Source organism: Amphibacillus xylanus NBRC 15112, from assembly GCF_000307165.1.
Taxonomy (GTDB): domain Bacteria; phylum Bacillota; class Bacilli; order Bacillales; family Amphibacillaceae; genus Amphibacillus; species Amphibacillus xylanus.
Genome location: NC_018704.1, coordinates 974,416 through 999,333, shown reverse-complemented (window position 1 = coordinate 999,333; position 24,918 = coordinate 974,416). Strand labels below are relative to the sequence as shown.

The following is a 24,918-nucleotide window of genomic DNA, read 5'->3' as shown; positions in this document are numbered from 1 at the left end:
CACCTATTAACTAAATAAAATCTAAGCTTATCGTTGACTTTCACCATTAATTTCAACAGGAATACTTAATTGATGAATCCGTTCAATAATTCTTCCTGCTTTAACCTGTTCAATGTCACCTCTTGTAGTTGTTGAAAGATGTTTTTCGAGTTGGCTGAGTGAATAATTTGAACTGAAGAATGTTGGTAATCCTTCCATCATGCGATATTGTAAAATTGAGCCTAATACTTCATCTCTAAACCAAGCAGAAATTGACTCTGCACCAATATCATCTAACATCAAAACTGATACCTTTTTGAATTGATCAATCTTTTCACTAATTGAATCATCTTTAATCGATGATTTAATTTCTCGGACAAATTCAGGCATGTAAATTAACATCGATTCAATCCCACGATCCGCTAATTCATTTGCAATGGCGCCGAGGAAGTATGTTTTTCCAACGCCGAAGGGACCGTAGAAATACAGCCCTTTTTGAGGAAGCTTCTCACCAGCTTCATTTAAAAACCTTGATATCTCAACAATTGCTCGGTGTCTTGCTGAATCATTACCGTGAATGTTTGCAATTGAGGCGTGGAGAATATCTTTAGGCATATATAAGCTTTTGATAAGTGATGCTCTCTCTTGCTGTGCTTCTCTAATTATCGTATATTTACATTTTTCATAGCTAACATGGATATGCTTCCCGTCCACTTCTAATCGTGGTTTGTAGCCTGGTAAAATATTGTTTGAACATCCATTTTCCGGACAATTAGTACAATCCTTATTTTGTGATTGATATTCGTACAGTTTAATTAATTGTCGATCAATTGATTCCTGATCCAATTGAGGATTAGCTTGCAGGATTTGCTGAATTTCTGGATCATTGATTATATCAGTACGCATTTTTTGATAAACGTCTTGAAATGACGCATTGTCCTTCATCCACTTCTTTAAAGATGCTTGTATGGATTCCACGGCTTATTCACCTCTACTCAGTTTAGTTTTTATTTTTGAAAGATTGTAAAATTTGATCAATATCTGCTGTAACTTCGGCTGGTTGACTATCTTCTTTTTTCTTACGATTCTTAAACCATTCAGGCACGACTTCTTGACTCTTTCGTCTTTGACCATAGTTTGTTTGTTTTTTCTGATCCCATTGTTGGTATTTATTATTTTCTGATTTTGCTAAAGTCATCGCTTGTTGGACTGTTTTAACATTTTTCCGTGACCAATGACTTGCGATTTTCTCTAAATAGGAACGAGTTAATTTCATATCTGTTTTAAGCATTACGTAATGAATCAAAACATTCATAACGCCCGGCTCAAGTCCTTGTGCATCCATAATATTAGCAATCATTTTTAGATCTTGTTGAGATGCTTGACGACCACTGGATAAATCTTCTAACAATTCTTTTGGACTAATTGTCTCCATTCGTTCAACAAATAAATCTCTTTTTGATTTCTTCGGTTCTTGATCAGTCGTCTTAATTCGTTCTCTCTGATTAACGATATTCACTTGTTGTGCAGGCAATGTTTCAACTAAATCGAGACAGGCATTCTTAAATTCTTCACGATTTAAATCATGCTGACTCGTAAGCGCCCATTGGATTGCTTTATCGAGTTGCGTTGTCGATAACTGATAAAGCCCGCCCATTTGCTCTATTAATTTAATATTGTCATCAGTTAAAATTCTTTCTACTGGTAACATTCGATCAGCTAGGCTCTTCTCTAGCCACTTCCAGTCAATGTTATGATGCTGAACATTAGGCTCTGCTTGTGTTTCTTCTTCTTGATTAATTTTTACAAATGATTGTGCTGCACCGTCATATTTAAACACATCAGAGAATTGAGCTGTTACGTTTTTGCCTAGCTGATTTTTATCTTGAACTTCAAAAATTGAACTAACAGATTCTTTAATTGCCTGATATTTAATTCGGCCAATTTGATGACGTAATAATTGCGTTAATAAATCATGCTTTAAAAATTGTTTAACTTTAAGTGGTTCATTTAATTGATAGTGATAAATCGAACCGTGCTCCAGTTCATGTTTATATGTATGAATCAAGCCAATTGCCTCACATTTTAACCGAGCTTGATAGATGACTGTCAATGGTCGATCTAGTAGTTGCATTAAATGATGGTGGCTATGCTTTTGATTCGCTTGAATAAGATGATATAAAGTAACGTAAAGCGCCGTTGCATCCACACCAATAATCGGTTGATACAATTGATAGAGTGCTTGATAGTGATCATCTGTAATTGAACACTGGTTAATAATTGTGAAATGATCAGAGGGGAGTATTTTCCCAATTGATTGGTGCATGGTATGCCTCCTTTATTAATGTTGACTCTATTATAGCACAAAGAAAAAAGAGCCTATATGGCTCATTTATCTTTTTTATTCGAATAATTCATAATTTCTTTTAGTTCATCTAAAAAGACATTAATGTCTTTAAATTGGCGATAGACAGATGCAAAACGAACATAAGCAACTTCGTCAATTTGAGCCAAATGATCCATTACAAGCTCTCCGACATCTTTACTTTCTACCTCAGCAGAGCCTCTACTACGTAATTCTCTCTCGACATCTATAGCCAGTTGTTTTAATTGTTCATGAGATACTGGTCTTTTCTCACAAGCTTTAATTAAGCCTCGAATTAACTTCTCACGACTAAACGCCTCTCTAACGCCTTCTTTCTTCACGACGATTAATGGCATTTCTTCAATGCGTTCAAAAGTTGTAAATCGATAGCTACACTCTTCACATTCACGACGTCTTCGAATCGCGTCCCCTTCTTCAATTGGACGAGAATCTAAAACACGGGTATTCTTATTTTGACAGGTTGGACAGCGCATATTCTTTCATTCCCACCTTTAATTAATAGATTTGTTCTTGTTGATCTAGTTCTTGTAATTCTTTTGATAAAGCTTTATATAGTTTAGGGATTAAATTATGACTAAACCCTAAGTCAAATAGGCCGCCTTCTGTCGTAATTGAAAAGTCTACTGCAGTTCTATACGGCTTGACCATAATGATGGTAACAATAATAAAGGCACGTCGCTTGCCTTTATAGTTAATACTAATTTCACCATGTTTTTCTGATTCTGAGTTAATTTCGCAATTTGGAAGTTGTCTAAAATAGCGAAGTACTGTATCAAATGCTTTATCTTTTGTTGTTCGATAGTATTTCGTTCTTAAATTCTTGTCCCAATGATTATCTCTAGATTCTGAATGATTATTAAAATATTTATTCAGTGTTTCCTTAAATCCCATGTATGACACCCCATTAATATAATAATTTGTAAAACAAGTATTTACCGAGTATAAGTATAATAGTCTAGTTCTAATTATAGCATCAATTCATGATAAATACGATATTTTTAGTAAAACCGGTTACATCTTAATACTTAGTAAGATTTAATCTGTTTTGAGACTATTTAAAAGCTGTTCAAATTGTTCAGCTGTCACTTCTTTGGTGCCATTATTATCAATCACATAATCTGCTTTTTGCTTCTTCTCTTCTATTGAAATCTGTGAATTAATTCTTTGTTCTGCTTCTAATTTGGTCAATTGATCTCGATTCATTAATCGGTCAAGTTGTGTCATTCGTGTCGTGTAAACGACAATAACTTTATCGACTAAATTAGTTAAGTTAAGCTCGTACAATAAAGGAATATCAAGTACAACGAGCGCATGTCCTTCACTAATCAATCGATCCCTTTCCTCGATTAATTGATCAATTATAATTGGATGAACAATTTGATTAAGTAAGTCACGTTTTGCTTTATCGTTAAAAATTAATTCGGCTAATTTCTTGCGATTAATTTTTTGATCACTTGATAAAATATCATCGCCAAATGCACGCAATACTTGTTGATATGCGCGCTGATTTGGTTCGATTACTTGATGTGAAATCTGATCAGCATCAATAATCGGAATATTTTCACGGATAAAAAGTTGAGCAACAGTACTTTTGCCAGTCGCAATACTTCCAGTTAAACCAAGAACCTTTGTCATTTTATCACCTACATAAATATAATTACGGTAAATTTATTCTTAGCCAATCCAAAAACGACTTATTCCAATGATAATTAGTAAAATACCAGGAATATAGCGAACCCATGGAGCTAATTCTTCTTTGGCAAACTTTCTTCCAATGTATAGTCCAATAGCTAAAAATGTTGCCGTCATAAAAATAATAAAAATGATTGCGGTTAAATCGATTCCTACAAGTGAAGCACCTAGTCCTGCAGCACTTGCATCTATTGATAACGCCATTGCTAACCAAACAACTTCTAAACCAGTAATATCTCCAGACTGATCAAGGTCAGCTAAGACTGGTTTTTTCAAAATACTTATTACAATTCCTAACCGTTTAAGTTCAATATTATACTGTTTTTCAACTGTTTGTTTCGGTTGATCAAATGAGACGAGATTATATATACCTAAACCGATCAATAATATGGCACCGATAAATGTAATCAATGTTTCATTTATCAATAATGATAATAATTGACCAGCAAGCATCGCTATTCCAAAAGCTAATCCTGAACAAATACCGATAACGAGTATCATCGGTTTAGATAGAGTCATCTTTTTTAATCCATAGCTAAAAGCAACCATAAAACAATCGATACTAACTGCGATTCCTAAAAATAATAAGGAGAATATTTCAATCATCTCCACCCACAACTCCTTCAAGTCTTAAGTACAATAACTTAACTCGAAATAGTATATGGGTGGATGAAAAAAGGTGTGAGTCTTGATTGACTAAGAAATGAGTTGACAGCTAGGACAAATATGGGTACCACGGTTTGAGACTTTAAATTTCTCGATTTCTGAACCACAAGTCTTACATGGCTCACCTGTCTGACCGTAGACGTATAACTCTTGTTGGAATAACCCGATCTCACCTAAACTATTTGTATAACTTCTGATCGTTGTTCCACCTTGCTTGACAGCCTCTCTTAGTGTATCTTTTGCTTCTTTTAAAATGAATTGAACTTCTGTTTCAGATAATGATGTACCTTGACGTAGTGGATGGATTTTTGCTCTAAATAATGTCTCATCAACATAAATATTGCCCAACCCTGAAATAATTGTTTGATCGAGTAAAATATTTTTAATCGCTCGTGAGCTTTTTTTGATTTTTGGATAAATATCTTCAAATAAATACCCGGGTTCAAAAGGATCTGGACCAACCTTCGCAAGTGGCAGTTCAAGGTGAGCCTCGCCCTTGTTAAAAAGGTGCATCGTCCCAAACTTTCTAACGTCATGATAATGTAGTGATCTTCCACTCTCAAAATTAAAGATCACATGTGTATGCTTGTCCTTAATTGCTTCTTTAGGATAAATACCATACTTTCCTTCCATACGTAGATGAGATACTAATGAATAGTGATCTAGTTCAAAAATTAGAAATTTCCCTTTTCGGTTAATATCCTTGATTGATTGACCGATTAGTAACTGTTTAAAGATTGATACATCATCTGGTTTTTTAATAATCTTTGGCCAAAACACATCAACTGATGTAATCACTTCATCTTTAACTAGTTTTAATAATGTTTGTCTAACTGTTTCGACCTCTGGTAATTCTGGCATAACTATTTCCTTTCTATTTAGCGTCGTACCATGATTCGCCTTGTGAAGCATCAACTTTAAGCGGCACATTTAATGTGACCGTTTCAGTCATTACTTTCGGTACTAGCTCTAACAATTTGTCTGCTTCTTCTCTTGGCGCTTCAATAATTAACTCATCATGAACTTGTAGTAATAAGCGTGCTTCAAAATTCCCGGCTTTTAATGCATGATCTAAATCGATCATTGCTTTCTTAATAATGTCAGCTGCACTTCCTTGGATTGGCGTATTCATTGCGGTACGCTCAGCAAAACTACGTTGATTAAAGTTTCGGCTCGTGATCTCAGGTAAGTAACGTCGTCGATTCATCAATGTCGTCACATAGCCATCAAGTTTTGCTTTATGAACAATATCATCCATATATTGTTTAACTCCAGGGTAGCTAACAAAGTATTGATCGATAAATGCTTGCGCTTCTTTTCGAGTGATTTTTAAGTTTTGTGATAAGCCATAATCACTAATTCCATAAACGATGCCAAAGTTAACGGCTTTAGCTTGTCTACGCATTAAGCTATCAACTTCATCTGCTGTAACATTAAAGACATCCATCGCAGTTTGAGTATGGATATCACGATCTGATTTAAATGCTTCAATTAGCTTCTCGTCATTAGCAATATGAGCTAATACTCTTAATTCAATTTGTGAATAGTCAAACGCTAAAATAATCCAATCGTTTTCACTTGGAATAAACGCTTTTCTAATTTTGCGTCCTTCTTCCAATCGAATTGGGATGTTCTGTAAGTTTGGATCTACGGAACTTAAGCGGCCAGTCTGTGTTAGCGCCTGATTAAATCGTGTGTGAATTTTTTTATCATCATGAATTACTTTTAGCAAGCCTTCAATATATGTCGATTGTAATTTGCCAAGCTGACGATATAGTAAAATACTAGGGATAATTGGGTGTTTGTCCTCAAGCTTTTCTAATACGTCTGCTGATGTTGAATATCCCGTTTTAGTCTTCTTAATAACCGGAAGATTAAGCTTTTCAAATAAAATTTCACTTAACTGTTTCGGTGAATTAATATTAAAGGCCACTCCTGCTTGCTCATGGATCTCTGTTTCGATTGCACTTAATCGTGCTTTTAATTCACTTTGCATCACTTCTAATTGTTTTTCGTCAACTTTTACACCAGTTGACTCCATGTCAGCTAAGATCGATGCTAGTGGTAATTCAAGTTCTTTAAATAGGCTTTCTTGTTCATTTTCTTGTAATTTTGCCTCAGCATCTTTTTGCAATTGGAATAATGCTTTAGCTTTTCTTACTACGTGATCAGCAACAATTGCTTGCTCAGGTACAGACATTTTGGCTCCCTTGCCATATACTTCTTCATCAAATAACAGATTCTGATAACCTAATCGATGACTAATCGCTGGAATATCGTGACTATTTTCAGCTGGATTAATTAAATATGAAGCCAGTAATAAATCAAAGATAATCCCCTTTACCTGAATACCATATCGTCTTAAGCTAACCATTACTTTTTTAGCATCGAAGGTAATCTTTTTCTTTGTTGAACCCTCAAGCCATTGTTTAAATTGATCTGATCCTAGTGCGACATCTGTTGGAATAAAGTAATTTCCTTGATCATTTGCAAGTCCAAAGCCGATAATCTCGCCAGTATGATAATTCTCTTCTAAGATTTCCACAGTAAACGCATCTGTTCCAGTAAGCTTAACCTCATCAAATGACGAGATAATCTTCAAATCGATTGGGCTTAATGTCTCTGTTTGTTCTGATTCATCACTTGACTCACCATCAAGTGAACTTAATAACGATTTAAAGCCTAAATCCTTAAATAATGCTGTTAATCTTGATTGATCATAGCCTTTATATGCAATTTGATCTAATTCTATCTCAACAGGTGAATCTTGGTTAATCGTCACTAACTCTTTACTTAGAAAAGCTAAGTCTTTCTGATTTGTTAGATTCTCTTTTAGCTTTTTACCACTAACTTGATCAAGGTTTTGATAGATATTTTCTAAAGTACCAAATTGATTTAACAGCTTAATCGCTGTTTTCTCACCGACACCTGTTACACCTGGGATGTTATCAGAACTATCTCCCATTAGTGCTTTCATATCAATAACTTGTTCAGGTTTAATCGTTAGCTTTTCCTCAAGGAATTCTGGCGTATAAATATCTAGCTCACTAATACCTTTTCTCGTAATTTGGACATGAACATCTTCAGATACGAGTTGAAGCATATCTTTATCACCAGTAATAACTTGAACATTAAAGTTAGCTTGAGCTGCTTTTTTAGCTAGAGTCCCAATAATATCATCTGCTTCATATTGTTCAAGCTCATAATGAACAATTGAGCTCGCATCTAACAACTCTCTCACTAATAAAAATTGCTCTGATAACTCAGGTGGCGTTTTTTGTCGACCACCTTTATAGTCTTTATATTTTGCATGGCGAAAAGTCGTTTTGCCTGCATCAAAAGCAATCATGATATGACTTGGACTTTCTTCTTCTAATACTTTCATCAGCATTTTCGTAAAACCAAATACTGCATTTGTATAAACACCTTTATCATTTGATAATAAAGGAAGGGCAAAAAAGGCACGATATAAAATACTATTCCCATCAATTAATATCAGTTTTTGTTTATCAGTCATGATTCGTCTCCTTTATTTTCAGTGCTATTAGTATTTTAACATGTTTAGAGCAAATAAAAAAACGAGTCGTTCAACTCGTTTAGTTTGTTAATCCATGTGTAATGGGTAAATTTATTGTAAATGTTGACCCTACGCCATACTGACTGTCAACTTCAATAAAACCATCATGTGCTTCAACTATATGTTTTACAATCGCTAAGCCAAGCCCAGTACCACCTGTTTCTCGACTGCGCCCTTGATCAACTCGATAAAATCGTTCAAAAATTCGACCAATCAATGATTCAGGAATACCAATACCATTATCTTTAACTGTTAATGTTAACCACTGTTGGTTCTTATAAGCCGAAACATGCACTTTACCATCTTTTTTTGAATAGCTAATTGCATTGTAAAGTAGATTTAAAATAACTTGTTTTAGACGTTGCTCATCACCAGTTAAATTTAAATCATCATTAACATCCAAGATTAGCTCAACATTCCGCTTATTGGCCATATCTTTAACGATTGTAACACTCTCACGAACAATTGATGAAAAATTTATTCTATTAAGATTAATTTTAAATTCATCTCGTTCTAGTTTACTTAATTCTAATAAATCGTGAATTAGAGATTGGAGTCGATCACTTTCTTTATAGATAATCGTCAGGAATTTCCGTAACATTTCTGGATCAATCGAATCATCGTCTAGCATTGTCTCGGCAAAACCTTTAATTGAGGTAACTGGTGTCTTTAATTCATGCGATACATTCGCAACAAAATCTTTACGAATTTGTTCAACTTGTTTTAATTCACTAATATCATGAAATACGAAGACAAGGCCTCTTAATTCTCTACTTTCATTAAAAAATGGAACAGCAACGATCTCAATATAAATCTTTGCATTTCCTTTTGTTAAAGTGATTGAATTTTTGATTGTATCTTCATATAAGAAGGCATCTTGAACTGCTTGATAAATACTATCATGGGTTAAAACATGGTAGTACAGCTTATTCTTAACCTCTTGTTCGGTCAAATCAAATAAATTTGTAAATTTGCGATTAATTAATTGAACGTAACCCTGTGTATCTAGTAGCATAATTCCGCTTTCCATATTATCAATCACGGTATGCAGTTGTCTTGAATGCATTTTATCCTGTCGGTTTAAATTTTGTAAATTAAATGCAAGCTTATTCACTGCATATCCTAATCGATCTATGCCATGATGACTTTTCTCATAGGCACGGGCACTATAGTTACCTTTAATTAATTCATCTAAGACTACTTTAATTTGCTCATTTGGTTTTAAATAGGTTAGATATATTTGATAGATTAAGATGAAAATGACCGCATGTGCACCGATTAAAGCTAACACAACAATAATACGGTCGCTGCCTTGGACAAGTGGAACGAATACATATAAGAGACTTAGAAAAAGAACGGTCAATATAGTTACGAAAATAACAAATGTGAATTTACTCGATCTTTTCAAACGTAGGCTCCTCCATTTTATAACCTAATCCTCTGATTGTTTTAATATAGATAGGTTGCTTCGTATCTGGCTCAATTTTTTCTCGAATATGGCTGACATGAACATCAACAATTCGTGTATCACCTGAGAAATCATAATTCCATACTGCACTAAGTAATTGATCGCGTGATAGCACTTTGCCTTTGTGTTTCGCTAAATAAACAAGTAATTCAAACTCTTTCCTAGTAAAGGTGAGTTCTTCTCCATTTTGTAACACTTCATATCGATCTGGGAAAATTACGATTTCTCCTACTTTTAGTTGCGAGGAATCATTTTCTACTTGCTTATTTGTCCGACGTAAAATAGCTTTAATTCTAGCAACAACTTCCTTAGGGCTGAACGGCTTAGTCAAATAGTCGTCTGCTCCAAGCTCTAAACCAAGAACTTTATCAAACTCATCACCCTTAGCAGTCAACATTAGAATTGGTGTATCTACTTTCTCCTGTCTCAACCGTTTACAAACCTCGGTTCCTTCCATTCCTGGTAGCATCAAGTCAAGGACAATGAGATCAAATGACTCTTTCATCGCCTTGTCGAAAGCTTCTGTTCCAGAATATGCAACAGCGGTATCAAATCCTGCTTTTTCAATATTGTATTGTAATAATGTAACGATTGAATCCTCATCATCCACAATCAGTATTCTTTGATTCATTTCTCTACCCCCATTGTCTTTAGCTTAATCATACAACTTAACTATGAAATTGTGAATTATAAAGCTATCAAAACCATGTAAAATATCCTTTACAATGTAAATATTCCGTAAATTTTCTGCATATATGTCATAATATTTTGCTAAGAAAAAATGCTGACAACTTTAGCATTGTCAGCATTGTTATAATTAATTCATATTCTTGATTAATTCATCAGCAAACTCTGATGTTTTCACTTCTTTAGCGTCGTCCATTAAACGTGCAAAGTCATATGTAACGACTTTTGAGCTAATTGTTTTATTCATTGATTCAATAATTAAATCAGCTGCTTCATTCCATCCTAAGTGCTCTAACATCAATACACCGGATAAAATCACTGATGATGGGTTAACTTTATCAAGACCCGCATACTTTGGAGCTGTCCCATGTGTAGCTTCAAAAATAGCATGCCCTGTCTCATAATTAATATTTGCGCCTGGCGCAATACCAATTCCACCTACTTGCGCTGCTAAAGCATCAGAAATATAGTCACCATTTAAGTTCATAGTTGCAACTACATCGAACTCTCTTGGACGAGTAAGAATTTGTTGTAAGAAGATATCTGCAATAACGTCTTTTACAATAATTTTCCCTGCTGCTTCAGCTTCTTGTTGAGCTTTATTAGCAGCTTCTCGACCTTCTTTTTCAGCAATTTTATCATACTGAGCCCAAGTAAATACTTTATCACCATATTCTCTTTCCGCTAATTCATAACCCCAATTTTTGAAGGCTCCCTCAGTGAACTTCATAATGTTGCCTTTATGAACGAGAGTCACACTCTTTCTATTTTCTTTAATAGCGTATTCAATCGCTGCTTTTACTAAACGATGTGTACCTTCTTCAGAAACTGGCTTAATACCAATACCTGATGTTTCCGGGAAGCGAATATTCGTTACGCCCATTTCATCTTTTAAGAATTTAATGATCTTTTCAACTTCTTCAGTACCTTTTTCCCACTCAATTCCCGCATAAATATCCTCAGTATTCTCACGGAAAATAACCATATCTGTATCTTCAGGACGTTTTACAGGTGATGGAACACCGTCAAAATAACGCACTGGACGAAGACATGTGAATAAATCTAATTTTTGGCGTAGTGCGACGTTTAATGAACGGAATCCACCGCCAATTGGTGTCGTTAGAGGACCTTTAATTGCAATTTTATATTCGCGAATTGTCTCTAAAGTTTCTTCTGGTAACCATTCACCAGTCGTTTCAAACGCCTTTTCACCAGCTAAAACTTCTTTCCAAACGATACTTCGCTTGCCTTCGTAAGCTTTATCAACAGCCGCTTCTAATACACGACTAGATGCAGCCCAAATATCTGGACCAGTTCCGTCTCCTTCGATAAATGGAATTGTTACGTGGTCTGGTGTTTTTACTACACCATCTACAACTGTTACTTTTTCTCCTTGTACCATAAAACCCCTCCTAATATAGTCTAAAACCAAATCACTAAATTATTTTAATATAATTAGCGTTTGGATATTGGAATAAATTCAAGCTTTTTAGGTCCAACATAGTTTGCCCGTGGTCGAATCAATCGATTATCGTCATATTGTTCAAGCATATGAGCAATCCAACCAGAAGTTCGACTCATAGCAAATATTGGTGTGAACAAATCATGTTCAATTCCCATAGAATGATAGGTTGATGCTGAATAAAAATCAACATTTGCAGGTAATCCTTTTTCTTTTTTAATATATTCTTCAATAATTTCAGATATTTGATACCATTTCTCTTGTCCGGCTTTTCGAGTTAGTTCCTTTGACATCTTTTTCAGATATTTGGCTCGTGGATCACCTTTTTTATAAACTCGGTGGCCCATTCCCATGATTTTTTCTTTATTATTAATTTTTTCTTGAATATAGGGAATAGCGCGATCTACCTCACCAATTTCCATTAGCATCTTGATCACTTGCTCATTCGCCCCACCATGTAACTCTCCTTTTAAAGCACTAATCGCTGCTGTGATACCAGAATATAAATCTGATAAAGTTGCCACACAAACACGAGCTGTAAAAGTTGAAGCATTTAATTCATGATCAGCATGCAATATTAATGCCTGATCAAATGCTCTGGCTTCGATTGGATCAACAGGATCACCTTTTAATAAATACAAGAAGTTCTCTGCGTAACCATATTCTTTCTTAGGATGTAGGATCTCTTTTCCATTACGCAATCGTGAGAGTGTCGTAATCACTGTTAATATGCGCGCTTGTAATCGAAGTGCCTTTTCCATTGTTGCATCTTTGTGAGTCAAAGAATCCTCAGGATCATAAGCACCCAACAATGAAATAACAGAACGTAAAGCAGACATTGGATGAATTTTATTTAAATCCATATGTTCAATATGTGGATAGATTTCTTCTGGTAATTCCATCACTTCGAATAAATTTTCTTTAAATTCAGTTAATTCAGCTTGGTTTGGTAGACGTTTATACCAAAGCAAGAAGACTACTTCTTCAAATGTAGCATAGTTAACGAGATCATCTAAATCATAACCAACGTATGATAACTTTGTTCCCGAAATTGAAGTGATCTTCGTATCCGTTAAAACTACGCCTTCAAGACCTCGCGCTTTAATCATACTATTTCCTCCTTTTACAATAAAATTAAAAGGTAATCAGCTGTAATTTGAGTTGATTTCATTTTGAGCCAACAAAATCTAGCAAACTATTTAAATCTCAAACTATCTTTCTTAATTTGCTATAAAGAAGTCTACAATTCGCATGATCATATATGCAATTCCAGCTCCAATTAATGGACCAACAGCAACACCTTGGAGGAAGACAACTGCAATAATTGTACCCATAACAAGTGCTGTTGTTAAGTGAGGATCATTAGTTAATAAATCAAGGCCACCACGTGCTACAATGGCAACGAACATACCTGATCCTAGTGCAATCCAACCATAATAGCCTTTTACACTATCAATTAACTCTTTAAAGCCAATATCACCTGTTGCGATCGGGATCAGTACCGATACCGTAATAACCGTTATACCGATTGTCATGCCTTTTTGCTGTAAAAACGGGAAGACTTTGTCATTTAGGTTTAACAACTGTATTCCTAACAAAATGTATACAGCAATCATAATCGATTGGTTTTTACCAATATAGCCAAGAATAAATATTAAAATTAAAAATAATGTCGATAAGTTTAGCATATATGATCCCTCGGTCTAGGTGATTTAATAGTTAAATTCTATCTTACCACAGATAATTAAATATTAGCAAAATTCAAGCATGATCTGTTATATAATATCATATTTTAATTTATAAGCATAGTAAGAGACAAGCAGGTGATAAAACTGATTTCAGAGTATAAACCAATGTTATTAAGACTTTTCTTCGTTATATTAATAGCTACAGCATTAGTCGCAGCGGTCTATTATGTGATCCAAAATTTATTTATCTTTGTTCTTGTCATCGGTATCAGTGCAATACTTCAGAAGCCAATTCAATTAATTGTAGCTAAAATGCGCGTCAATCGGATGATGGCAATAATCATTTGCTTACTTAGCTTTATGATTACTATTTCAATTAGTTTCAGCTTAATTTTAATTTACCTAATTGATATTTTTAATGCGATTGTCATTCAAATTCCAGATTACTTTGAAACAATCATCGAGTTCTTCAAACAATGGATTTATAATTTCACCAACTATACCTTGCCTAATATAGATTTTCTACCAACACCATTAAATGATCAACTCTCAAGTCAATTAATTAAATTAATCGATTACTTATATAGTCTTGTAATGACGATTAGCCATAACTTAGCTAATCAGTTTATCCCTTTTGTCTCTAATGCGTTTATTCAAACAATCGAATTGACGTCCTCAACAATCATCGTCATAATCTTGACCATCCTATTGTGTAAGGATTGGGAGAAATATAAATACTATTTAACAAAATGGCTACCTAAAAAAGCAGTCAAGAAAATAAGTGAGTTTTCACGACACTTTTTCAGTATGGGCTGGGGATATATAAAAGCACAATTACTCGTCTGTTTAGCGACAACGATTGTGCTTATCATTGGGTTTTATTTTATTAATATTGACCGTGCATTTGGAGTTGGAGTTGCCTTTGGCTTAATTGACTTTATTCCAATAATTGGAGTTGGTATTTTACTTTGGCCATGGATTATTTATTGCTTAGTAACGAGTCAATTTATTGTCGCAATTGAGCTTGCCGTAATATATATCATCATTGTTTGTTTAAGGCAATTTTTAGAACCCAAATTAGTCTCTGAACAAATTGGAATGAATTCTTTCTTCATTATTAGCATTGGTTATCTTTGCATTTTGTATTTTGGTCTTTGGGGTATTTTGTATACACCGATCGTACTGATTACGATTCAATCAATTAAACGTAGTCAATTAGATCAGATCGTCTACCGTTATATAGTAAATGGACAACTAAACATTTAAAAACGACGATATATAATTCGATGATTTTTATTAATCATATTTTGGAAGATTGCTTTTAGCCATGACTTAAATAAGCGTCTTGACAGAGGTATAAGTAAAGCAAAGCCAAATAAATCAGTCAAAAATCCTGGCATTAATAAAGCAATGCCACCGATCAGTATGCATATACCGTCAATAAATAGGTCACTAGGTAGGTCACCATTTTGCATGCTAATTTGGGCACGACGAAGTGCTTCAATTCCTTGTTGCTTTGCTAGAGTCGCGCCGATGAAACCAGTTAAGATAATCATACCAATAATTGACCAACCACTTATATATGTGCTTGCCCAAACGATAATGGCTAATTCAATTAGCGGTACTGTTATTAAAAGTAAAAACAACCATCTAAACATAACCGCACCTCCATGACACAAATATTTTTAGATGAAAAAAGGGGGTTAGCCCCCCTCTTTCATTTTATTATAACTTGTTATTAATATTATAAGATACTTGCTCTACCACTGTAGATATCGCCACGTTTAGCGTCAACAGTGATTTCTTTACCTTCTTCTAGAACTGAAAGTGCATTATCAACACCAACAATTACAGGAATTGATAAATCAAGACCTACAACTGCAGCATGTGAAGTTAAACCACCTTCAACTGTAATAATACCATTTGCTTTTTCTAAAGCAGGCATCATATCTTTATCAGTTGCTTGAGTTACTAAAATGTCACCATAGTTTACTTTTTCATTTGCTTCTTTAGCATCCTTAGCAATTACAACACGACCGAATGAGCTACCTTTACCTACTCCTTGGCCCTTTGTTAAAACATCGCCAATGATGTGAACTTTCATCATATTAGTTGTACCACTTTCACCTACTGGTACACCTGCAGTAATAACTACACGATCTCCGCGTTTTAGAAGGTTAGTTTCTAAACCACGATCGATAGCAACGTTTAATACTTTATCTGTCGTGTATGCTACGTCACCTACGATTGAGTGAACACCCCATACTAATGAAAGACCACGGCTAACTCTTTCGTCAAATGTTACTGCAATGATTGGTGCTTTAGGACGGTATTTTGAAATAACACGTGCTGTATGACCACTTACAGTTGGAGCTAAAATAGCATTAACATCTAAATTCATAGCTGTGTGGTTAACTGATTGACTAATTGCATCAGTCATTGAAACCTCAGTTGATTTCGTACGCTTAGCTAGAATTGCTTTATGATCTAATACAGATTCTGTTTTAATTGCAATATTGTGCATTGTTTGTACTGCTTGAACTGGGTAATCACCCGCTGCTGTTTCACCAGATAACATAATTGCATCTGTACCGTCAAAAATCGCGTTAGCAACGTCTGAAGCTTCAGCACGAGTAGGTCTTGGGTTACGCTCCATTGAGTCTAGCATTTGTGTAGCTGTAATAACTGGCTTACCTGCTAGATTACATTTTTGGATCATAAGTTTTTGAACAACTGGAACATCCTCAGGTGGAATTTCAACCCCTAAGTCCCCACGAGCAACCATAATTCCATCTGATACTTGTAGAATAGCGTCTAGGTTGTCAACACCCTCTTGGTTTTCAATTTTTGAAATGATTTGAATGTCTTTACCACCATTTTTATCTAGGTGCTCACGGATTGCTAATACGTCAGAAGCACGGCGAATAAATGATGCAGCGATAAAGTCTACACCTTGCTCAATACCGAATAGAATATCTTTAGCATCTTTTTCAGTCATACCAGGTAAGTTAACACTAACATTAGGTACGTTTACACCTTTTTTATCTTTTAAGATACCTGAGTTTAATGCTTTTGTTTCAATTTCATTTTCTTCTTTTAGAATTGCAGTTACTTCTAATTCAACTAAACCGTCGTCTAGAAGGATTTTTGATCCAACGTGAACATCGTTAATTAAATCTGGATAAGTTACTGCAAAGCGCTCTTTAGTACCTTTAACAGTTTCGTCCATAGAAATGTTAATTGTTTGACCTTTAACAATTTCCACTTTACCTTCAGCCATTACACCAGTACGGATTTCTGGACCTTTAGTATCTAAAAGGATAGCTACTGTTTTACCTAATTTTTTCGCTGATTCGCGAATGTTTTTAATTCTATTACCATGCTCTTCGAAATCACCATGTGAAAAGTTCAGACGTGCAACGTTCATACCTGCTGCAATCAATTCTGTTGTTTTTTCTAATGATTCTGAAACTGGTCCTATCGTACATACGATTTTTGTTTTTCTCATTACTAATTTCCTCCTTGGTATTTGTAAAACACTAAAATATCTATAATAAATTTAGATAGATAGTTCTCCCATAAGTTTGTACAAGCTCATATCTATGTTGTGTGGCTTATTAAGGATATCCTTGATTTTATGATGAGTAAGTTTATTTGACTCAATACCAACCATCACACCTGATTGACCTTCAATTAACAAATCGATTGCCTTAGCGCCTAAACGACTTGCTAATACACGATCTGCACCAGTTGGTTGTCCACCACGTTGGATGTGTCCTAATACGGTTACGCGTGTTTCTAGATTAGCTGTTTCTTCAATTCTCTTGCCTAGTTCAATCCCACTACCGACACCTTCAGCTAAAATGATAATACTATGCTTTTTCCCACGTGCTCGTCCTCTATTTAGACGATCAATGATGTTTTCAAAAGGTTCGTCGCGTTCTGGAATGATTACGCTTTCTGCACCATTAGCTAAACCTGACCAAAGTGCTAAATCTCCCGCATCTCGGCCCATAACCTCGATAACATATGTACGTTCATGAGAAGTTGCTGTATCTCTTATTTTATCGGCAGCTTCTACAATAGTGTTTAATGCTGTATCAAAACCGATTGTAAAATCAGTTCCTGGAATATCATTATCAATTGTACAAGGAATGCAGACACATGGAAAGCCTTTCTCAGTCAATTTTAACGCACCTGTAAATGAACCGTCACCGCCAAGAACTACTAAACCTTCAATACCTCTATCTCTCAATTGTTTAATGGCACGTTCTTGACCTTCATCGGTTTTAAATTCCTCAGAGCGCGCAGAAAACAGAATCGTACCTCCGCGTTGAATGATATCTCCAACAGAGCCGAGTTCCATTTTTTTGATCTTACCTTCCATCAAGCCTTGAAAACCGTTTGATACACCGTATATTTCAATACCATGATAGATACCTTTTCTGACTACCGCTCGAATAGCTGCGTTCATACCTGGAGCATCTCCACCGCTTGTCAAAACAGCTATTTTCTTCATATAATCACCTCAATCTTAAATCTACATCTATTAGCTTAACATAAACATGTAGATATATCCTAATATCACGCCCATAAAGATTATACATGAAAGTCGACAAAATCTCACCCCTAAATATACACTTTTAGGGGTGAAAATGAAATAATTTTACTAACATTTTGAGTTTGTTAAATTATTTACAATAATTTTATTAAATATACTTAAAAACTGCCAATATTTTTATACTTTTGCCAACGTTTTTCAATCAACTGATCTTTAGGTAGGCCCTGTAAGTATTTTAATGATTTATTAATATGAAGATCTAAGTATGCGACTTGCAATTGAAAATCTCGATGAGCCCCGCCCTTTGGCTCTGGGATAATATCATCAATAATATTCATTTGTTTTAAATCTTTAGCATTTAGCTTTAACGATTTTGCTGCTTCCTTTGCTTTAGTGGCATCCTTCCACAAAATACTCGCTGCACCTTCTGGTGAAATTACTGAGTAAATCGAATTTTCCAGCATATAAATATGATCCGTAACTCCAACACCCAATGCACCACCACTTCCACCTTCGCCAATCACAATTGACAGTGTTGGAACAGCAAGTTGTGCCATAACTTTTAAGTTTCTAGCAATCGCTTCACCTTGGCCGCGCTCTTCTGCACCTTTACCTGGATGAGCTCCTTTTGTATCAATAAATGAAATAATCGGGCGATTAAATTTCTCTGCTAATTTCATTTGTCTTAATGCTTTACGATAGCCTTCTGGATGCGCACTTGCAAAATTACGGTAAATATTTTCTTTTGTGTTCTTTCCCCTTTGTTGACCGATTACTGTAACTGGTAATCCTTTATATTTCGCAATACCTGTAATTATTGCTGGATCATCACGGAATAAACGATCTCCATGTAGCTCAATAAAATCAGTAAAAAGCTCTTGAATATAGTCTAACGCTGTCGGGCGTTCTGGATGTCTAGCAATTTGGACTCGATCCCATGGTGATAAATTTTGATAAACATTTTGTTCTAAATTAACTAGCCTCATCTCAAGACGACTGATATCTTCTGTTAAATCAAGTTCACTTTCTTCAGCCATCTGTTTTAATTCAGCTATTTTATCTTTTAATTCATAGATTGGTTTTTCGAAATCTAAAATATATTTCAAGTCCGTTCACCCCCTACAGCGTGTAGGTCAAGTACTGTTGTTAAGAACTGCTTTAATTCTGGTCGTTTAACAATTCGATCAATTTGACCTTGTTTCAATTGAAATTCTGCTGTTTGGAAATCATCAGGAAGCTTTTCGCGAATTGTTTGTTCGATAATTCTTCGTCCGGCAAAACCAATTAAAGCATTTGGCTCTGCAAAGTGATAATCACCAATTGAAGCAAAGCTTGCTGTCACGCCGCCTGTTGTTGGATTAGTCATCACCACAATTAAACAACCACCTGCTTGATCAAAGCGATCAATTGCAAATGCTGTTTTTGCCATTTGCATTAAACTAATCATCCCCTCTTGCATTCTAGCTCCACCAGAGGCAGTAAATATAATTACAGGTAAGTTTTCATCTTTTGCTCGTTCTAACGCTCGTGCAATTTTCTCACCAACTACTGCTCCCATACTAGCCATGCGGAAAAAAGGATCCATTACAATTAGGACTGCTTCAAATTGATTAATTGTGCCTTTTCCTGTTACAACAGCATCATTTAAGCCTGTTTTCTTTTGATCTGAAATTAGTTTTTGTTGATATTCTGGGAAATTAAGTGGATTATCAGTGACTAATTCAGCGTCCCACTCATCAAAGCTGTCAATATCATCAACAATACTTGCAATTCTCTCCCAAGCCGTCATCTTATGATGTGTTCCACAGGATGGACAAACGCGAAGATTATTTTTCCATTCTTTTTCATAAAAAATCTTAGAGCAATACGAACACTTTTCCACAAGACCTTCTGGTATATCTTGTTTTGCTTTTTCTGTTGGAATTGTCGCATATTTTCGCTGTTTCTTAAAAATACGTTTAAAAGGCATCCTGAGTCCCCCTCATATCAAGATTTTCTGGATTTGATAAATAACTCAAAGTTACTTAATTTGTTTAGCAACTCCAGTTTCTATGGCTGCTTTTGCAACTGCTTGACTAACGGCTACTGCCACTCGTTGATCGAATGGATCCGGAATGATATAGTTCTCTGTTAAGTCAGCTTCAGCAATAATCCCAGCAATCGCATGAACTGCTGCAACCTTCATTTCATCATTGATTTCATTTGCCATAACGGATAACGCACCCTTAAAGATTCCTGGAAAAGCAAGTACATTATTTACTTGATTAGGATAATCAGATCGACCCGTACCTACAATTCTTGCTCCTGCTGCTAGGGCATCTTCTGGCATGATTTCAGGATTTGGGTTTGCCATTGCAAAGATAATCGGATCATCATTCATTGAACGAACCATTTCTTGATCAACTAAGTTAGCTAAAGATACACCGATAAAAACGTCTGCACCTTTCATGACAGATCTTAAATCACCTGTTTCCATCTGCTGATTCGTTTCTTTAGCAATCATTTCTTTAATGGGGTTCATCCCAAACTCTCTACCTTGATAAATCGCACCTTGCGAATCACAAATAACGATTTGATTTACACCAAATTTATTTAGTAATTTAACAATCGCAATACCTGCAGCACCTGCGCCATTAATTACAACTTTAATTTGATCTGTCTGTTTATTTACTAATTTGAGTGCATTAACTAAACCAGCTACAGTAACAATAGCTGTTCCATGTTGATCATCATGGAAAACTGGGATATCTAATCGTTTCTTCAATTCTTCTTCGACATAAAAACAATCCGGAGCTGCAATATCCTCAAGATTTATTCCGCCAAAGTTTGGCGCAAGCATTTCAACTGTTTCAATTAATTTATCTGGATCAGCGGTATCAAGACAAATTGGAAACGCATCTACATTAGCAAAATTTTTAAACAAGACAGCCTTACCTTCCATAACCGGTAATGCAGCTTGAGCTCCAATATTACCCAATCCTAGTACTGCGGTCCCATTTGATACAACAGCGACCATATGACTTTTCATTGTATATAAATATGCATTCTCTTTACCTTTATTAATTTCTAAACAAGGTTCTGCTACTCCTGGAGAATATGCTAAACTTAGATCCTCAGAGTTTGTTACCTTTACTTTTGATTCAACCATTAACTTTCCTTGATGATCTCGATGCATTTTTAATGCTTTTTCTCTTAAATTTGTCAATCTAAACCGCACCCTTCATATTTTCTATATCATTTTGTATATTAACGATTTATTGAATTAACTTCTCTATTATACCAAATTAGTACCTGGTGTAAATAACAAGAGCTTATTTTTAGAAAAAACAGTTTATTCACCGCTTAATAAATAGAAATGGAACTCATTAATTAACTAAGTGTTGAGTTCCATTTCTTCCGTAAATCAAGGGAATGAAATCTATTTAAGCACAACATTCTCTGTGCCGAATTGTTTTTTCAATTCATTTAGTACCTCATAATGATTTGAGATAAAATATTGCTCCGATAACTTAAATGTTTGATTTTGATCTTTCTGATGAACAATAATTTCAATCGGACCTGGATGACGTCGAGCTAGTCGTTCCAATGTGTGAATAGCTAATTTTAGTTTAGCGGCATCAGCTACTTGTAAATATAGACGAGCTGAATGAGAGTCGATCGAACTGATCTCAGCTAAATCTAGTGGTGTAATTTGATCAATAATTAGTTGTTCTTTGCCATTACGGATGTCCTTTTTACCCGTTACAAGACAAAACATCTGTTCACTTAACATCACCTTTACTTCCCGATATAAATTAGGGAAAATAACACCGTCTACTTCAAAATTCTCATCAGTAAGCTTTACGAACGCCATTGAATCACCGCGCTTCGTGCGAATTTGATTAATATCTTGGATTAATGTAGCAAAACGAATGTCTTTCACCTGCTCTTGTTGATAGAAATAGTGGAAATCCATAATTCCATTCGCTCGTAAATGACGACGATTCACTTCAAGTGGGTGGTCAGAGATATAAACTCCGAGTAACTCCTTTTCAAAGCTGAGCTTTTCTAATAATTCAAATGGTTCAACTTTTTGATAATCGTCTTCCAAGTTTAATGCATCTCCAAATAATGAGTCTTCTCCTTCAAGTCCACCAAACAGCTCACCTTGCTCAATCGCTTGATCAACAGATGCTAATAAAGAAGCACGCTCAATACCAAATTCATCAAAAGCTCCTGCTAAAATTAAAGTTTCAATTGCACCACGATTAACAATTTTTAGTGAGACACGCATACAAAAGTCAAATAAACTCTTGAACCTTCCTTGCTGTCTCGCTTGAATAATCTCATTAACGATTGGATAGCCGATTGCTTTAATCGATGATAAGCCCATTCGAATATGACCGTGATCAGGTTGATAATAATAATGACTTTTATTAATTGATGGCGGGAGTAGCTTAATTTTTTTCTGCTTAGCTTCTTTAAAATACTCGATCGTTTTTGACTGGTCACCAATTACCGTATTTAGTAATTCTGTAATGAAATAGACTGGATAATTGGCCTTTAAATAAGCTAACTGATACGCTATCTTACTGTATGCAACTGCGTGACTACGGTTAAATCCATAATTGGCAAATCTGACAATCCAAGAAAATAACTCTTCAGCAAGATCTGCTGTATAGCCCCGTGATACACTTCCATTAATAAAGTCAGATTTTAAACCCTGTAAGTCATCATGATTCTTTTTTGAAACGGCTCGGCGTAATAAATCGGCCTTACCTAAACTAAAACCAGCAAAACGGTGTGCGATCTGAATAATTTGTTCTTGATAAATCAGTACACCATACGTTGTTGCTAGAATCGGGATTAAATCATTGTGAGGAAAGTTAACTTTTTCCCGTTTATGTTTACGATTTATATACGTATCAATAAAGTCCATTGGCCCTGGACGATACAGTGCGTTAACAGCTACAATATCTTCAAATTGTGTTGGTTTTAGGCGTGTTAATACTCTTTTCATCCCTTGTGATTCAAATTGGAAAATACCGTTTGTTTGTCCAGTTTGAAAAATAGCATAAGTCTTCTGATCATCTAATGGAATTTGCTCTAAATCTATCTCTTTAGCATCATATCGCGAAACCATTTTTAGAATCCGCTCAATCGTTGTTAAATTACGTAATCCTAAAAAATCCATCTTCAGTAAACCAATTCGTTCTACATCATTCATTGAAAACTGCGTCAGTTGATTACCAGAACCATCTGAAATTAGTGGAACAAAATCGACTAATGGATGATCATGGATAATAACCCCTGCAGCATGTGTAGACATATTTCTAGGTAGACCTTCCAATATTCTTGCCACTTTGAAAAAATCTTTTAAATGATCATGATTTTGAATATAATCTAATAATGCTTTTGAAGCCTTAACAGCTTGCGTAATTGATCCTGCCCCTTGCGCAGGTATTTCTCCTAGAATAAAATCTAGATCTACTTTCGGTAATGAAAATGCTTTTGCAAGTTCCCGAATAATTGAACGTGTTTTAAATGAGCCGAATGTGCCGATTTGAGCCACTGACTGGTGTCCATATTTTTGTTTTACATATTCAATCACTTCATTACGACGGTAATCTGAAAAATCAATATCAATATCCGGCATCGAGATTCTTTCCGGATTTAAAAATCGTTCAAATAATAGATTATATTCAATTGGATCGATCTCAGTAATCGATAATAAATAAGCGACTAATGATCCTGCAGCTGAACCTCGACCTGGCCCTACTAAAATACCTTTACTTTTAGCAAACCGAACAAAATCCCATACAATTAAGAAATAATCACTAAATCCCATCTTCTCAATGACAGATAGTTCATAGTCTAACCGTTGCTGTGCTTTTTCTCTCATTTGATTTGAATATTTTTCATTTAATGACTTAAGACACAATTGTTTTAAATAAGATGCTGAAGAATAGCCTTCTGGTACCGGAAATTTAGGTAAATGATTTTGACCAAGATCAAATGATACTTCACATTGTTCGGCAATCCTTACTGTTTGACTGAGTAAATCAGGATATGCTTGAAAATATGAGCTTGCTTCACTCTGAGTGAAAAAATGTCGATAAGGCTGATCTTCTTTAACAAATATTTTTTCTTTTTGATCAATTGCTCTAAGGTAGCGATAGGCTTGTTGGTCGGTTTGTTCTAAATAACGAACATCACCAAGCGCTACTAAATCTACACCACTTTTATGTAATATTTGAATTAAATCGAGCTCAAAGCGAGTCACACCAACGACAGGTCTAACTGGCCACATATTTAGAAATCCTTGAATGGCGTTGATGTCACCATTTTGAATTAACCCTTTTAAACTAGTTGATCCGATCGGTAAAATAATCAGACAATCAGTTAAAATGGTTGATAAATCATTAAATGATATTTGTTTGACATCACTCGTTTGAATTAGACTGGAGATTTTGAGTAAAGATTGATAACCATGATTATTCTTAGCCAAAATAATGAGCTCATTAACCCGATCGTTTATCACAACACTCGTTTCCATTCCAATTATAGGTTTAATGTTCTCTCTTTTACACGCTTGATAAAATTCAATCGCACCATGAAGGACGTTATGATCAGTTAGCGCAATCGCCGTCATCTTATCTTGCTTGGCTTTTTTAACTAGTTGATCCAAATTTATTGTACTATGCATAAAAGTATAGCCACTTTTAACTTGTAAATGAACAAACGACATGAAAACGACCTCCTTTTTAAAAAGA

The 24,918-nt window shown here is 35.0% G+C and carries 21 protein-coding genes; 1 reads left to right on the top strand and 20 read right to left on the bottom strand.

Going from position 1 to position 24,918, the window contains the following annotated elements:
- Positions 1–27: 27 nt before the first annotated feature.
- The 13 genes from dnaI to AXY_RS04840 all read right to left on the bottom strand — a co-directional run bounded on the left by dnaI (position 28) and on the right by AXY_RS04840 (position 13,605).
- Complete coding sequence (gene dnaI / locus AXY_RS04900; RefSeq protein ID WP_015009683.1) at positions 28–957, bottom strand: primosomal protein DnaI; 930 nt, start codon at positions 955–957, stop codon at positions 28–30.
- Positions 958–979: 22 nt separating this feature from the next.
- Positions 980–2,305, bottom strand: coding sequence for a replication initiation and membrane attachment family protein (locus AXY_RS04895; protein WP_015009682.1), 1,326 nt, complete (start codon positions 2,303–2,305; stop codon positions 980–982).
- Between the two features lie 62 nt (positions 2,306–2,367).
- Positions 2,368–2,838 (bottom strand): transcriptional regulator NrdR, encoded by a 471-nt coding sequence (nrdR, locus tag AXY_RS04890; RefSeq protein ID WP_015009681.1) that lies wholly within the window; start codon positions 2,836–2,838, stop codon positions 2,368–2,370.
- 22 nt (positions 2,839–2,860) lie between these two features.
- Positions 2,861–3,256, bottom strand: a complete 396-nt coding sequence (locus tag AXY_RS04885; protein ID WP_015009680.1) for a hypothetical protein — start codon at positions 3,254–3,256, stop codon at positions 2,861–2,863.
- A gap of 144 nt (positions 3,257–3,400) precedes the next feature.
- Complete coding sequence (gene coaE / locus AXY_RS04880; RefSeq protein WP_015009679.1) at positions 3,401–4,000, bottom strand: dephospho-CoA kinase; 600 nt, start codon at positions 3,998–4,000, stop codon at positions 3,401–3,403.
- A 39-nt stretch (positions 4,001–4,039) separates the two neighbouring features.
- On the bottom strand, positions 4,040–4,663 hold the full coding sequence (ytaF, locus tag AXY_RS04875) for a sporulation membrane protein YtaF (protein ID WP_015009678.1): 624 nt from the start codon (positions 4,661–4,663) through the stop codon (positions 4,040–4,042).
- Positions 4,664–4,753: 90 nt separating this feature from the next.
- Entirely contained in the window at positions 4,754–5,584 is an 831-nt protein-coding gene (gene mutM, locus AXY_RS04870; RefSeq protein ID WP_015009677.1) for a DNA-formamidopyrimidine glycosylase, read from the bottom strand.
- A gap of 13 nt (positions 5,585–5,597) precedes the next feature.
- The gene (gene polA / locus AXY_RS04865) at positions 5,598–8,240 is read right to left on the bottom strand and encodes a DNA polymerase I (RefSeq protein ID WP_015009676.1); all 2,643 of its coding nucleotides are present in this window, start codon (positions 8,238–8,240) and stop codon (positions 5,598–5,600) included.
- 79 nt (positions 8,241–8,319) lie between these two features.
- Positions 8,320–9,708: a two-component system histidine kinase PnpS gene (gene pnpS / locus AXY_RS04860; RefSeq protein WP_041450109.1), complete on the bottom strand. Its 1,389-nt coding sequence runs from the start codon at positions 9,706–9,708 to the stop codon at positions 8,320–8,322.
- Positions 9,692–10,399: a response regulator transcription factor gene (locus tag AXY_RS04855; protein ID WP_015009674.1), complete on the bottom strand. Its 708-nt coding sequence runs from the start codon at positions 10,397–10,399 to the stop codon at positions 9,692–9,694. The genes pnpS and AXY_RS04855 overlap by 17 nt, the downstream gene beginning before the upstream one ends.
- 186 nt (positions 10,400–10,585) lie before the next feature.
- Positions 10,586–11,857, bottom strand: coding sequence for an NADP-dependent isocitrate dehydrogenase (gene icd / locus AXY_RS04850; RefSeq protein WP_015009673.1), 1,272 nt, complete (start codon positions 11,855–11,857; stop codon positions 10,586–10,588).
- A gap of 53 nt (positions 11,858–11,910) precedes the next feature.
- A complete protein-coding gene (locus AXY_RS04845; RefSeq protein ID WP_015009672.1) occupies positions 11,911–13,026 on the bottom strand; it encodes a citrate/2-methylcitrate synthase in 1,116 nt (371 codons plus the stop codon).
- Between the two features lie 111 nt (positions 13,027–13,137).
- Positions 13,138–13,605, bottom strand: coding sequence for a DUF441 domain-containing protein (locus AXY_RS04840; RefSeq protein WP_015009671.1), 468 nt, complete (start codon positions 13,603–13,605; stop codon positions 13,138–13,140).
- 165 nt (positions 13,606–13,770) lie between these two features.
- Here AXY_RS04840 and AXY_RS04835 point away from each other — a divergent pair, with 165 nt between their 5' ends.
- Positions 13,771–14,871 (top strand): AI-2E family transporter, encoded by a 1,101-nt coding sequence (locus AXY_RS04835; protein ID WP_155835468.1) that lies wholly within the window; start codon positions 13,771–13,773, stop codon positions 14,869–14,871.
- Here AXY_RS04835 and AXY_RS04830 read toward each other — a convergent pair.
- The 7 genes from AXY_RS04830 to dnaE all read right to left on the bottom strand — a co-directional run bounded on the left by AXY_RS04830 (position 14,868) and on the right by dnaE (position 24,893).
- Positions 14,868–15,263 (bottom strand): FxsA family protein, encoded by a 396-nt coding sequence (locus tag AXY_RS04830; protein WP_015009669.1) that lies wholly within the window; start codon positions 15,261–15,263, stop codon positions 14,868–14,870. The two genes, AXY_RS04835 and AXY_RS04830, sit on opposite strands and share 4 nt — an antisense overlap.
- A gap of 86 nt (positions 15,264–15,349) precedes the next feature.
- Entirely contained in the window at positions 15,350–17,113 is a 1,764-nt protein-coding gene (pyk, locus tag AXY_RS04825; RefSeq protein WP_015009668.1) for a pyruvate kinase, read from the bottom strand.
- Positions 17,114–17,164: 51 nt separating this feature from the next.
- Positions 17,165–18,124: a 6-phosphofructokinase gene (gene pfkA / locus AXY_RS04820; RefSeq protein WP_015009667.1), complete on the bottom strand. Its 960-nt coding sequence runs from the start codon at positions 18,122–18,124 to the stop codon at positions 17,165–17,167.
- Between the two features lie 200 nt (positions 18,125–18,324).
- The gene (locus AXY_RS04815) at positions 18,325–19,272 is read right to left on the bottom strand and encodes an acetyl-CoA carboxylase carboxyltransferase subunit alpha (protein ID WP_015009666.1); all 948 of its coding nucleotides are present in this window, start codon (positions 19,270–19,272) and stop codon (positions 18,325–18,327) included.
- Entirely contained in the window at positions 19,269–20,135 is an 867-nt protein-coding gene (accD, locus tag AXY_RS04810; protein ID WP_015009665.1) for an acetyl-CoA carboxylase, carboxyltransferase subunit beta, read from the bottom strand. Before accD ends, AXY_RS04815 begins: the two co-directional genes overlap by 4 nt.
- 51 nt (positions 20,136–20,186) lie before the next feature.
- Complete coding sequence (locus AXY_RS04805) at positions 20,187–21,341, bottom strand: NAD(P)-dependent malic enzyme (protein WP_041450266.1); 1,155 nt, start codon at positions 21,339–21,341, stop codon at positions 20,187–20,189.
- A gap of 243 nt (positions 21,342–21,584) precedes the next feature.
- The gene (gene dnaE / locus AXY_RS04800) at positions 21,585–24,893 is read right to left on the bottom strand and encodes a DNA polymerase III subunit alpha (protein WP_015009663.1); all 3,309 of its coding nucleotides are present in this window, start codon (positions 24,891–24,893) and stop codon (positions 21,585–21,587) included.
- Positions 24,894–24,918: the final 25 nt, after the last annotated feature.

What these genes read in the sequence shown, in the direction of transcription:
- accD (WP_015009665.1), bottom strand. Translation starts at nt 20,135, where the DNA reads ATGCCTTTTAAACGTATTTTTAAGAAACAGCGAAAATATGCGACAATT.
- AXY_RS04845 (WP_015009672.1), bottom strand. Translation starts at nt 13,026, where the DNA reads ATGATTAAAGCGCGAGGTCTTGAAGGCGTAGTTTTAACGGATACGAAG.
- AXY_RS04840 (WP_015009671.1), bottom strand. Translation starts at nt 13,605, where the DNA reads ATGCTAAACTTATCGACATTATTTTTAATTTTAATATTTATTCTTGGC.
- AXY_RS04830 (WP_015009669.1), bottom strand. Translation starts at nt 15,263, where the DNA reads ATGTTTAGATGGTTGTTTTTACTTTTAATAACAGTACCGCTAATTGAA.
- ytaF (WP_015009678.1), bottom strand. Translation starts at nt 4,663, where the DNA reads ATGATTGAAATATTCTCCTTATTATTTTTAGGAATCGCAGTTAGTATC.
- mutM (WP_015009677.1), bottom strand. Translation starts at nt 5,584, where the DNA reads ATGCCAGAATTACCAGAGGTCGAAACAGTTAGACAAACATTATTAAAA.
- AXY_RS04895 (WP_015009682.1), bottom strand. Translation starts at nt 2,305, where the DNA reads ATGCACCAATCAATTGGGAAAATACTCCCCTCTGATCATTTCACAATT.
- AXY_RS04855 (WP_015009674.1), bottom strand. Translation starts at nt 10,399, where the DNA reads ATGAATCAAAGAATACTGATTGTGGATGATGAGGATTCAATCGTTACA.
- dnaE (WP_015009663.1), bottom strand. Translation starts at nt 24,893, where the DNA reads ATGTCGTTTGTTCATTTACAAGTTAAAAGTGGCTATACTTTTATGCAT.
- icd (WP_015009673.1), bottom strand. Translation starts at nt 11,857, where the DNA reads ATGGTACAAGGAGAAAAAGTAACAGTTGTAGATGGTGTAGTAAAAACA.
- AXY_RS04805 (WP_041450266.1), bottom strand. Translation starts at nt 21,341, where the DNA reads ATGCATCGAGATCATCAAGGAAAGTTAATGGTTGAATCAAAAGTAAAG.
- nrdR (WP_015009681.1), bottom strand. Translation starts at nt 2,838, where the DNA reads ATGCGCTGTCCAACCTGTCAAAATAAGAATACCCGTGTTTTAGATTCT.
- pfkA (WP_015009667.1), bottom strand. Translation starts at nt 18,124, where the DNA reads ATGAAGAAAATAGCTGTTTTGACAAGCGGTGGAGATGCTCCAGGTATG.
- AXY_RS04885 (WP_015009680.1), bottom strand. Translation starts at nt 3,256, where the DNA reads ATGGGATTTAAGGAAACACTGAATAAATATTTTAATAATCATTCAGAA.
- pyk (WP_015009668.1), bottom strand. Translation starts at nt 17,113, where the DNA reads ATGAGAAAAACAAAAATCGTATGTACGATAGGACCAGTTTCAGAATCA.
- coaE (WP_015009679.1), bottom strand. Translation starts at nt 4,000, where the DNA reads ATGACAAAGGTTCTTGGTTTAACTGGAAGTATTGCGACTGGCAAAAGT.
- polA (WP_015009676.1), bottom strand. Translation starts at nt 8,240, where the DNA reads ATGACTGATAAACAAAAACTGATATTAATTGATGGGAATAGTATTTTA.
- AXY_RS04835 (WP_155835468.1), top strand. Translation starts at nt 13,771, where the DNA reads ATGTTATTAAGACTTTTCTTCGTTATATTAATAGCTACAGCATTAGTC.